This window comes from Paracoccus sp. FO-3 (genome assembly GCF_006386455.1).
Taxonomy (GTDB): Bacteria; Pseudomonadota; Alphaproteobacteria; order Rhodobacterales; family Rhodobacteraceae; genus Paracoccus; species Paracoccus versutus.
In genome coordinates this window covers 1-11,786 of the sequence record NZ_VCBQ01000128.1, presented here as the reverse complement: position 1 = coordinate 11,786, position 11,786 = coordinate 1, and the positions used below count along the sequence as shown (strand labels likewise).

General features: G+C 64.1%; 9 protein-coding genes. 1 reads left to right on the top strand and 8 read right to left on the bottom strand.

The genetic code is table 11. The features are described 5' to 3' along the window. From acs to FE811_RS23240, 8 genes are all read right to left on the bottom strand, one after another. A partial coding sequence (gene acs, locus FE811_RS23280; RefSeq protein WP_140848954.1) for an acetate--CoA ligase occupies window positions 1-1,842 on the bottom strand: 1,842 nt, incomplete at its 3' end. Between the two features lie 858 nt (window positions 1,843-2,700). After that, window positions 2,701-3,846 (bottom strand): iron-containing alcohol dehydrogenase, encoded by a 1,146-nt coding sequence (locus tag FE811_RS23270; protein ID WP_036761013.1) that lies wholly within the window; start codon window positions 3,844-3,846, stop codon window positions 2,701-2,703. Further along, the gene (locus FE811_RS23265; protein WP_116222533.1) at window positions 3,843-5,231 is read right to left on the bottom strand and encodes an aldehyde dehydrogenase family protein; all 1,389 of its coding nucleotides are present in this window, start codon (window positions 5,229-5,231) and stop codon (window positions 3,843-3,845) included. Before FE811_RS23265 ends, FE811_RS23270 begins: the two co-directional genes overlap by 4 nt. 37 nt (window positions 5,232-5,268) lie before the next feature. Then, window positions 5,269-6,630, bottom strand: coding sequence for a glutamine synthetase family protein (locus tag FE811_RS23260; RefSeq protein ID WP_116222532.1), 1,362 nt, complete (start codon window positions 6,628-6,630; stop codon window positions 5,269-5,271). A 53-nt stretch (window positions 6,631-6,683) separates the two neighbouring features. Continuing rightward, window positions 6,684-7,724 (bottom strand): TRAP transporter substrate-binding protein, encoded by a 1,041-nt coding sequence (locus FE811_RS23255; RefSeq protein ID WP_036761014.1) that lies wholly within the window; start codon window positions 7,722-7,724, stop codon window positions 6,684-6,686. 23 nt (window positions 7,725-7,747) lie between these two features. Beyond that, on the bottom strand, window positions 7,748-9,073 hold the full coding sequence (locus tag FE811_RS23250; protein ID WP_036761004.1) for a TRAP transporter large permease subunit: 1,326 nt from the start codon (window positions 9,071-9,073) through the stop codon (window positions 7,748-7,750). Then, a complete protein-coding gene (locus tag FE811_RS23245) occupies window positions 9,070-9,606 on the bottom strand; it encodes a TRAP transporter small permease subunit (RefSeq protein WP_036761001.1) in 537 nt (178 codons plus the stop codon). Before FE811_RS23245 ends, FE811_RS23250 begins: the two co-directional genes overlap by 4 nt. Beyond that, entirely contained in the window at window positions 9,606-10,346 is a 741-nt protein-coding gene (locus tag FE811_RS23240) for an N-formylglutamate amidohydrolase (protein ID WP_116222531.1), read from the bottom strand. The genes FE811_RS23245 and FE811_RS23240 overlap by 1 nt, the downstream gene beginning before the upstream one ends. A gap of 121 nt (window positions 10,347-10,467) precedes the next feature. On the opposite strand from FE811_RS23240, the gene FE811_RS23235 reads away from it, so the two are divergent. Next, the gene (locus tag FE811_RS23235) at window positions 10,468-11,352 is read left to right on the top strand and encodes a MurR/RpiR family transcriptional regulator (protein WP_036760996.1); all 885 of its coding nucleotides are present in this window, start codon (window positions 10,468-10,470) and stop codon (window positions 11,350-11,352) included. The last annotated feature ends 434 nt before the right edge of the window (window positions 11,353-11,786 follow it).

Sequence of the window (11,786 nt, the reverse complement as noted above, 5' to 3'; positions counted from 1 at the left end):
GATCTTGCCCGAGCGCGTCTTGGGCAGGCCCGGCGCCCATTGGATCAGGTCGGGCTTGGCGATGGGGCCGATCTCGGTGCGGACCCATTTCTCCAGCTCGGCGCGCAGCTCGTCGCTGGGCTCGACCCCGTTCATCAGCGTGACATAGGCATAGATGCCCTGCCCCTTCAGCGGGTGCGGATAGCCCACGACCGCGGCCTCGGCCACCTTCTCATGCGCGACCAGGGCCGATTCCACCTCGGCCGTGCCCATGCGGTGCCCCGAGACGTTGATGACGTCGTCGACCCGGCCGGTGATCCAGTAATAGCCGTCCTTGTCCCGCCGGCAGCCGTCGCCGGTGAAGTAATAGCCCGGATATTGCTGGAAATAGGTCTCCATGAAGCGCTGGTGGTCGCCCCAGACGGTGCGCATCTGCCCCGGCCAGCTGTCGGCAATGCACAGCACGCCGTCGATCTCTTCGCCATGGCCGTCCTGCGGCACGCCGCTCTGCGCGTCCAGAACCACCGGCTTGACGCCGAAGAAGGGCAGCGTGGCCGAGCCCGGCTTGGCCTCGATGGCGCCGGGCAGCGAGGTGATCATGTGCCCGCCGGTCTCGGTCTGCCACCAGGTATCGACGATCGGGCAGCGGCCCTTGCCGACATGCTTGTCATACCAGACCCAGGCCTCGGGGTTGATCGGCTCGCCCACCGTGCCCAGCACGCGCAGGCTGGAGAGGTCGTATTTCTCGACCCATTCCGGCCCCTGCCCCATCAGCGAGCGGATGGCGGTCGGCGCGGTATAGAACTGGTTGACCTGGTGCTTGTCGCAGACGGCCCAGAAGCGGCCGGCATCGGGCCAGGTCGGCACGCCCTCGAACATCAGCGTGGTGGCGCCGTTGGCCAGCGGGCCGTAGACGATATAGCTGTGCCCCGTCACCCAGCCCACGTCGGCCGTGCACCAGAACACGTCGCCGTCCTTGTAGTCGAAGACGTATTGATGCGACATCGCGGCGAACAGCAGGTAGCCGCCGGTGGTATGGACCACGCCCTTGGGCTTGCCGGTCGAACCCGAGGTATAGAGGATGAACAGCGGATCCTCGGCATTCATCGGCCGCGGCGGGCAGTCGGGGCTGACCTCGTCCATCAGCTTGAGGACATCGACGTCGCGGCCCTCGATCCAGCTGGTCTGGTCGCCGGTATGCTTGACCACCAGGCAGCGCACCCGGTCCGAGCAATGCAGAAGCGCCGCGTCGGCGTTCGACTTCAGCGCCGTGCGCCGGCCGCCGCGCGGCGCGGTGTCGGCGGTGATGACCAGCTTGGCACCCGAATCGTTGATGCGGTTGGCCAGCGCGTCGGGCGAGAAGCCGGCGAAGACGATGGAATGGATGGCGCCGATCCGCGCGCAGGCCAGCATGGCATAGGCCGCCTCGGGGATCATCGGCATGTAGATCACCACCCGGTCGCCGCGCATCACCCCCTGGCTCAGCAGGACGTTGGCAAAGCGGTTCACCTTTTCCGACAGTTCGGCATAGGTGATGTGGCGCGCCGGCTGGCTGGGGTCGTCCGGCTCGAAGATGATCGCGGTCTGGTTCGCGCGCTTGGGCAGGTGGCGGTCGACGCAGTTGACCGAGGCGTTCAGGATGCCGTCCTCGAACCATTTGACCGAGACCTGGCCCATGGTGAAATCGGTGTTCTTCACCTTGGTATAGGACTGGATCCAGTCCAGCCGCTTGCCCTCGCGCCCCCAGAACCCGTCGGGGTCCGAGATCGATTCGGCATACATGCGGGCGTAATCGGCCGGCTGGACCAGGGCATCCTCGAAGCCGGGCGGAATGGGATGTTTCGCAACATTTTCAACGGACATGACGCGCCTCCTCTACTCGCGACAGGGTAGATCCGGGACGCCCGCACCCTCCTCAAGGTGCCGCAAACGGGCGCCGGAACACCGGTTGCGCTCATGTTAATATGAGTTTGCTTTTCCAGTAAACCATTTTTTTAAAAAGAGAATTTTGTAAATAAATTGACGCGCGCCTGCGGGTTTTTGTAAATTTTTCACAACCCCGTCAGGATGACGCCGCGTCGCGGCCGCCGCCGGACATGCAAAACCCGCCGCGCGGCCCTGGCGCGGCGGCCACCGGGTCCGATGGCGGAACCGCTATGCCCCGCGCGGCGCCGCTTCAAGCCGGGCGCCGTCGAAACGGGCCAGCAGCGCCAGGATCGCCTGCCGGTCGCCGGCCAGGCAGGCGGCGGTGGACAGCGCATCGGCCAAGCCCGCGCCGGGGGCNATGTTTCGCAACATTTTCAACGGACATGGCTCCCCCTCATAAGCAATCGCATCTTTTCCCCTTCCCTGCGGCGCCATATCGACGCCTCCACGTCGGGCCGCTGCAAGAAAGCTCGAGAACGATGTTAAACCGATCACCGCATCCATGTTAAGCGTTTATATATAAAGGAAATTTTGTTAATAAATTGACAGGTTGGATATGCGATTTGTAAATATTTTACATGCCGGCTTGATCCGTCATCCCGAATCGTCTTCCCGACCGTGACAGCGGTCCGAGAGAACGCCGCCAGCGCATCCGGGGGCGAGCATTCGCCAACAGCGCATCGGGGCAGCCAAGCAGCTGCGCCGTGCGATGATCCCGGCTTCGTCGCAGGGACTGCGTTTGCGAAGGCAGGGACGGGCACGGCCCCTGGAGGATCGCGGGGCCGCGCGATATATTCACATGCAGCTTTCAAACAGCGCGCGAGTGTTTTCGCGCGTCATCTCGACGGGGTTTCCGCCGCAACTCGGATCCTCCAGCGCCATCTCGGTCAGTTCGTCCAGACGTTCGGACTGGACGCCCAACCGGGTCAGGTTCTGGGGGATGGCAAGCTCGCTGCGCAGCTCGATCACCCGCGCGCGAAAGCCGTCGAAGCCGCCCTTGATGCCGAGATAGTCGGCGGCGCGGGCAAGCCGGTCCTCGATGGCCGGTCGGTTGAAGTCCAGCACCATCGGCATGACCACCGCATTCGTGGTGCCGTGATGGGTGCCATAGACCGCGCCGACCGGATGGCTCAGGCTATGGATCGCGCCCAGCCCCTTCTGGAAGGCGACGGCCCCCATGGCGGCGGCGCTCATCATGTTCGCGCGGGCCTCGATGTCGTCGGGCGTGGCATAGGCGCGGGGCAGGTATTCGTTCACCAGCCGCAGCCCCTCAAGCGCGATGCCCTGCGACATGGGGTGGTAATGGGGCGAGCAGAACGCTTCGAGGCAATGGGCGAAGGCATCCATGCCGGTGCCGGCGGTGATGACTTTCGGCATGCCCACGGTCAGTTCGGGGTCGCAGACAGTGACGGCCGGCATCAGCTTGGGATGGAAGATGATCTTCTTCTTGTGCGTGGCCGAGTTCGTCAGGACCCCGGCGCGCCCGACCTCGGAGCCCGTGCCCGCCGTCGTCGGCACGGCAATGATGGGCGCGATCTTGCCGGCATCCGCGCGGGTCCACCAGTCGCCGATGTCCTCCAGGTCCCAAACGGATACGGTCTGGCCCGCCATCAGCGCGATCATCTTGCCCAGGTCCAGCGCCGAGCCGCCGCCAAAGCAGATCACGCCGTCATGTCCGCCGGCTTTGTAGGCGGCGATGCCGGCCTCCATATTGCCCTCGTGGGGGTTCGGATCGACCTCGGAAAAGACCGCGCGGCCAAGGCCGGAGGCATCCAGAATATCCAGGGCCTGCGCGGCTATGGGCAGGCTCGCCAGTGCCTTGTCTGTCACAAGCAGGGGACGCGCGATGCCCGCGGCCCTGCAATGCTCGGCCAGTTCGGTGACGCGGCCCGCGCCGAATTTTATGGTGGTCGGATAGGACCAGTTCGCCCGAAGCGTCATTTCGTCACCTTTTTCAGATGGTAGGATTTCGGCCGCGTCACGGCCAGATAGCCAAGGCCCGACAGCGCTGCGCCGCGTCCGGTGTCCTTGCAGCCGGTCCAGCACAGCGCCGGGTCCAGATAGTCGCAGCGGTTCATGTAGACGGTGCCGGTTTCAAGCCGGCTGCCGATCCGGGCGGCGGCATCGGCATCGGCGGTCCAGATCGAGGCGGTCAGCCCATAGTCGCAATCATTCATCAGCCGGATCGCCTCGGCATCGTCGCGAACCGGCATGATGCCGACGACGGGGCCGAAGCTTTCCTCTCGCATCACGCGCATATCGTGGGTCACGTCGACCAGCACCTGCGGCGCAAGATAGGCGCCGCCATCATCGGCGGGAAAGTGCGCCGGGTCGATCAGCGGCCTTGCCCCCTGCGCCACGGCCTCGGCGACCTGCGCGCGGACCAGATCGGCAAAGCGCCGGTGCGCCATCGGCCCCATCGTCGTATCCGGGTCGTGGGGATTGCCCAGCCTCTGCGCGTTCACCCAATCGGCGGCCTTGGCCACGAAGGCGTCAAAGAGGCTTTCGTGGACATAGATCCGCTCGATCCCGCAGCAGCACTGGCCGCTGTTGAACATGGCGCCGTCCATCAGCCCGTCCACCGCCGCATCCAGATCGGCATCGGCGCGGACATAGCCGGGATCCTTGCCGCCCAGTTCCAGCCCGGTCGCGGTAAAGGTCCCCGCGGCGGCCCGCTCGATCGCACGCCCCCCGGCGACCGAGCCCGTGAAGTTCACGAAGCCGAAGCTGCGCTCGACGATCAGTGCCTCGGTCGTCTCGTGGTCCAAGACGACATTCTGCATGATGTCGGCGGGAACGCCGCCTCGATGCAGCGCCTCGGCCAGACGCTCGCCCGCCAGCAGGGTCTGGGTCGCATGCTTCAGGATCACGGCATTGCCGGCGACCAGGGCGGGCACGACCGTGTTGACGGCGGTCAGGAAAGGATAGTTCCAGGGCGCGATGACAAAGACCACGCCCACCGGCTCGCGCCGGATCTCACGCGCGAAATGATCGCTGTCTTCGACCATGGTCGGGGCAAGGGCCTGGGCCGCGATCTTCATCATATGGTCGGCGCGTTCGTTGACGCCGCCGAATTCACCGCCGTAGCGGATCGGGCGGCCCATCTGATCGGCCAGTTCGGGCACTATCGCGTCCTTCATGGCGTTCAGCGCCGCGATCCCGGCGCGGATGCGGGCGACCCGCTCGTCCAGCGGCAGCGCCGCCCATCCGGGCTGGGCGGCACGGGCGCGGGCAACGGCGGCGCGCGCGTCCTCGATGCCCAGGGTCTGCCTTTCGACAAGGGTCTTGCCGGTGGTGGGCGATATCAGGGCGATGGTCTTGCTCATCTCTTCCTCGTATTGGCGGAGGTTCCGGCGGATCGTGTCAGGCGCGCTCGAACCCGCGGGCCAGTTCCCAATCGGTGACGGCGCGGTTGAATTCCTCGACTTCCCAGCGGGCGGCGTGGACATAGTGATCGATGACCCCATCGCCCATCGCCGCGCGCAACATGGCCGAGCCATCCAGGGCATCGGCGGCCTCATGCAGGGTCTTGGGCACCTGCCGGGCATCCTGGGCCGCATAGGCGTCGCCGGTGAATTCCGGCTCCAGCGCCAGTTTCCGCTCGATCCCCTCCAGCCCGGCGGCGAGCAGCGCGGCGCAGGCCAGATAGGGGTTCAGGTCCGATCCGCCGATCCGGCATTCGATGCGCACGCTCCTGGTGTTGTCGCCGCAAACGCGGAAACCTGCTGTGCGGTTGTCCACCGACCAGATCGCATTCGTCGGTGCGAAAAGGCCGGTCACGAAACGCTTGTAGCTGTTGACATAGGGGGCAAGAAAAAAGGTCAGCGCGCGCGCATGTTCCAGTTGGCCCGCCATGTAATGCCGCATCAGGTCGGACATGCCATGTTCGGCACTCTCGTCGAAAAAGGCGTTCTCGCCGTCCCTGAACAGGGATTGATGCACATGGCTGGACGAGCCTGCCTGGCCATGCGCGACTTTCGCAAGGAAGGTGGCCGAGAGGCCGTGCCTGCTCGCGATCTCCTTGGTTGCAGCCTTGACCACGACATGCATGTCCGAGGTATCCAGCGCATCCGAATATCTGACATTGATCTCGTGCTGGCCGGCGTTGGCTTCACCCTTCGAATTCTCGACCGGGATGCCGGCGCCGTAAAGACCGTTGCGCAGATCCCGCATCACGGGTTCCTCACCGAAGGTGCCGCTGAGGGCATAGTCGACATTGTGGCGCGCAGTCGGGACAAGGCAGCGATAGCCGCTGTCGAAGTGATGCTTGAAGGATTGCTCGAACAGGTAGAATTCAAGCTCGGTCGCCATCATCGGCTGGAAACCCAGGGCGGCCGCGCGTTCGACCTGCCGGCGCAACACGCTGCGCGGGGCGTGGGGGACCAGTTCGTGGGTCTTGTGGTCGTAGAGATCGCACATGCACAGCGCGGTTCCCGCCGCCCAGGGCAGGCGGCGCAGGGTCGAAAGGTCCGGCTTCATCACGTAGTCGCCGTAGCCCGCCGCCCAGCTTGCCGCCGCATAGCCCGGCACCGTGTTCATCTCCAGATCGGTCGCCAGCAGATAGTTGCAGCAATGCGTCTCGTCGTGGTTCTCGAGAAAATGGGCTGCGTGGAAGCGTTTGCCCATCAAACGGCCCTGCATATCGACCAACGCGACGATCACGGTGTCGATTTCGCCGGCTTGGACCGCCTGCTCGAGGTTTTTCAAGGAAAGGTTGGCAGGCATGGGTGACTCCGGTAAGGAGGGCGCACCATCGCGGATGCGCCCAGTCGCAGTGATCACGAATAGCGATAGGGTGGACCTGCCTTCTCCATCGCTTCGTTGTATTCCTTGATCTGGGCCACGACGCGGGCCTTGACCTCGGATTCCGCGGCGATCTCGTCCCAGAATTTCTTGGCGGCCTCCTCGACGGTGGCCCATTCCTCGGCGGGAATCGTCGTCAGTTGCATCTTGTCGCCGCCGACGCGAAGCCGCGCCTCGCCCGCCCAATACCAATGCTGGCGATAGTAATGGGATTGGTCGAAGACGGCTTTCATCAGCTCCTTCAGATGGTCGGGCACCTCGTCCCAACGCTGCTGGTTGGCAAAGAAATGGCCGATCCATGCGCCCGAGATGTTGTTGGTCAGGAAATGGCCCGTCGCCTCGGCCCAGCCGACGGTATAGTCCTCGGTGATGCCGCACCAGGCGACGCCGTCCAGCTCGCCCGTCTGCAGCGCGACCTCGATATCCTCCCAGGGCAAGGTGACGGGCACGACGCCGAATTGCGCGAGGAACCGTCCCGCCGTCGGGAAGGTAAAGACACGCTTGCCCTGAAGGTCGGCCAGGCTGTTGATCGGCTGCTTGGTCGCGAAGTTGCAAGGATCCCAAGACCCTGCCGAGATATGCTGGATGCCGTGCTTGGCGTATTCCTCTTTCCAGATCTCGTCCAGACCATAGTGGTTGAAGAGCGCCGGCACATCCAGAGAATAGCGCAGCGCAAAGGGGAAATAGCCGCCGAAGACCGTCACCTCGGTGGGCGAGGCCATGCTATCGTCATCGGACTGCACCGCGTCGATGGTGCCGTTCTGAAGCGCGCGGAACAGCTCGGGCGTGGGCACGATCTGGTCGGCATAGTAAAGCTCGATCTCCATCTGGCCGTTGGCGATCTTGTTGAAGGCGTCTACCGCAGGCTTGCAGACATGCTCGCCCAGTGCCGCACCCGCATAGGTCTGCATCCGCCATTTCAGCGGTGCGCCCTGTGCGATGGCGGGGGCGGCAAGGGCGCCGACCCCGGCCGCGGCGACGCCGCTGGTCAAGAGCTCTCGTCTGGTCGTGTTCATCGTCTTTACCTCCTTGCCGGTTGTCATTGTCCATAGATCGACTGGGGCAGCCACATGGCGATGCCGGGGAACGCAATGACCAGCCCGAGCGTCAGCAGCATGATCATCACGAAGGGCAATACCGAGCGATAGATCACCCCAAGCGTGAAATCCCGAGGCGCGAGCGCACGCATCAGGAACAGGTTGTAGCCGAACGGGGGCGTCAGGTAGGCGATCTGGCAGGTGATGGTATAAAGGATGCCATACCACACCAGATCGAAGCCGAGGCTGCGCGCCATGGTGACATAGATCGGCGCGACGATCACCAGCATCGCGGTGTCGTCCAGGAACATCCCCAGGATCAGGAAGGACGCCTGCATGATCAGCAGCACCTGCAAGGGCGTCAGATGCATCTCGCCCAGAAACAGCCGCCCGATGGCGCGGCCCGCGCCCAGCCCGTCGAAGACCGCACCGAAGCTGAGCGCGGCCATGATGATCAGCATGAACATGCAGGTGATCGCCAGCGTCTGGCGGGTCGCGATTTCGAACACGTGCCGGGTGAAGCGGCCCTTGAGGACGGCGGCGACCACCGACGACACGGCACCGATGACGCTGCTTTCGGTCAGCGAGGTCCAGCCCTTGACGAAAGGGATCATCATGGCGGCGAAGATGATGATCGGCAGGATGCCCGCGCGCAACAGCCGAAACCGTTGCGGCCAGGTGATGGCCGCGCGTTCCTCGGCCGGCATCGGGGGGGCCAGCGCCGGATTCAGCCAGGTGCGGATCAGGATATAGGCGATGAACAGCGCGGCCATCAGCAACCCCGGCCCGATCCCCGCCAGCCACAGCTGGCTGACCGGCTGGCGCGCGATCAGCGAATACAGCACCAGAACGACGGAAGGCGGGATCAGGATGCCGAGGCTGGACCCCGCCTGAATGACGCCCGAGATCATCGGCTTGTCATAGCGATGCTTGACCAACTCGGGCAAGGCGATGGTGGCGCCGATGGCCATGCCGGCGACCGACAGCCCGTTCATGGCCGAGATCATCACCATCAACAGCACCGTGCCGATGGCGAGCCCGCCCGGCAGCGGCCCGAACCAGACGTGAAACATCCGATAAAGGTCGTCGGCCAGCCGCGATTCCGACATGACATAGCCCATGAAGACGAACATCGGCAGCGTCAGCAACGCGTTCCACCGCATCACCTTCATCACCGCCGAAAAGCCCATGTCGGTGCCGCCCGGCCCCCACAAGAGCAGCGCCGCCACCACGGCGACGAAGCCGATGGCCCCGAAGACCCGCTGCCCCGTGATCATCATCAGAAGCATCGTCGAGAACATCAGGATGGCGATCCACTCATGGCTCATCTGTTGACCTCGCCGACAAAGGGGCGGGGAATGTCGACGTTGCGCAGAATGGCGATGTCGCGGATCAGATGGGCGATGGCTTGCAGGATCATAAGCGCAAAGCTGATCGTGATGACGACCTTGATCGGCCATAACGGAGGGCGCCACGCGCTTGGCGCGCGCTCGCCTATCCGAAAGCTGTAGGCGGTGCTGTCCACCGCCCCCCACAGCATCACGCCCAGATAGAACAACAGGCAGAAGATGGTGAAGATGTCCCAGATCGCCTGCCGCTTCACCGGCATCCGGGCATAGAGCAGGTCCATCCGCACGTTCGCGCCCAGTTGCATCGAATAGGGTGCGCCCAGAAGGTAATAGGCGACCAGCGTGAATTGCGCCACCTCCAGCGTCCACAGCGACGGCATCCTGATCACCTTGGTGAACGAGGACCACAGCAGGACGCCCATGATCACGAACAGCAGATACATGACGATGCGGCCAAGGCGGTAGTTCAGCGCCTCGATGCGCCTGACATAGCAGATCGCCCAGTTCGGCATCACAGGCACTCCTTCACGGCTTCGCGGATCGCCGGGGCCAGACGGTTCGCCATGGCCTGCTGCGCCACCGGCGTCGCGATCAGGTCGTTGCGGATTTCCAGCATCGCATGGTCCAGCCCAAGGGGCGTGGCATGCAGCGCCAGCGTATGGGTCACGCCGTCGGCGGCGCTGTAGGGATCGTTCAGGCGGGTGAGAAGCCCGACGTCGCGTGCCAGGATGGCTCGTGCCAGCCTGTCGTCGGCCTCGTGGATGATGCCGAATTCGACCTCTCGCCTTGTACTGAAATAGACGGGAGTAAAGCTGTGGACGGTAATCAGCGCGGTCGGCCTGCCGCTGGCCAGCCTGCGGGCCAACAGGGAAAACAGCGCCGCATGAAAGGGAATGTAATGCGCCCTGGTCCGCTCCAGCCGCTGCCGGGGGGTCAGATCGCGATTGCCGGGAATGTCATATGCCTCGCTACGCGCAGGCATCGCGCCTGGTGAATCGGGGGGGCGGTTCAGGTCATAGATCAGGCGCGAAGCCGTCGCGTGGATCAGCGGCGCGTCCAGCGCGGAGGACAGCCCCTTCGCCACGCCAAGCGCGCCGGGATCCCATGCGATATGGGCCTGGCGCTGATCGACGCTCAGCCCAAGCGCATTGGCCGCAGCCGTCAGATCGTTCGAGGCATGCTCGCACACGATGACCGCATCACCGCTGCCTTCCGCGTTATCTATCTGGAAAAAGAATGCAGGATCAGACATGCGCGCGCTCCATTGCTGCTCAGGTTGAAGCAGCCGGGGCGAGTCTGTCAATTATTTTTCAGAGTGTGTTTTTCCTGTTAAGAATGTTACGAACACGGTGACGCTGTCGGGAGGGCCGTCGATGTCGCAGGAACATGAAGCCGCGGGCACTATCGAGGACCGCCTGATGCAGCGCTTCGGCACCCTGACCCCGACCGAGCGCCTGCTGGCCGGCCACCTGACGCGGAACTTTCCCGTCGCGGGGCTGGCCTCGATGACCTATCTTGCGAAAGAAGCGGGGGTTTCGACGCCCACGGTGCTGCGCCTGGTTCAGAAGCTTGGGTTTCGCGGCTATCCGGAATTTCAGGCGCAACTGCGCAATGAGATCGAGGCCCGGCTGGAATCGCCCCTGTCCAAGCACGCGCGCTGGACCGACGGGGTGCCCCAGACCCATATCCTGAATCGTTTCGCAGACGCCGTTCTGGCCAATCTGACCCGGACGCTCAGCCGGATCGACCACGCCGATTTCGATGCATGCGCCGAGATGCTGGCCGATCCGAAACGCCGGGTTCTGGTGACGGGCGGGCGCATCACCCATGCGCTGGCGGATTATCTGGTGACTCAGCTGGGAATTGTCCGGCCGGGAGTATCCGCGCTGCCCAGCCAGTCCAGCGCTTGGCCCTCGGCGCTACTGGAGATGCGTCCCGGCGACGTGCTGATCGTGTTCGACATCCGCCGCTATGAAAGAGCGACCCTGCAATTGGCCGAAATGGCAGCCGAGCGGGGTGCAGAAGTCGTCCTGATCACCGATCCCTGGATCAGCCCGATATCGGCCTATGCCCGCTTCCGCTTCGCTGCACAGATCGAGGTGCCCTCGGCCTGGGACAGCAGCACGGCACTGATGGTGCTGATCGAGACCTTGCTTGCGGCGGTGCAGGAACTGAACTGGCCACAGGCGCAGGACCGCATGACGCGGCTTGAGGCGCTGTATGAACGCGCCAGCATGTTCCGGCGCGGGAAGGGTTGAACCCGCGGCGCCAAGCCTCGATTGACCTGGCGGAGGCTGGCATTCACTGAAAGCGCATCGGAGAATGGCTCAGGTGCGCTGTGCGATATTGCCCCCCTTGATCCGGCGCAGCGAAATTTCCAGCCGCACCTCACCTGCTGCAATTTCATTCAGGACGCGCTTGGTATAGTTCCGGGCGGCTCTGAGAATGGTCCTAACAGGCTGCTGAAAAAGGATTTTGAGAGGGCGACGCAGCGGAAATCGTTCTGGAGCCAGCTAATATCGGCCCGAAAATGGGGTGTTTTCGGCAAAGTTGAGGCGGATTTCCTGGTTCCCCGCCCGCGCTGTCCTGTCGCAAGGACTTTTTCAGCAGCCTGCTAAGCCCTTCCGATTGCAGCGGCTCGACCGGCTGTCCGCAGCCGGAGGATGCCGGCCCTTCCGGTCGCCCGGCTGCG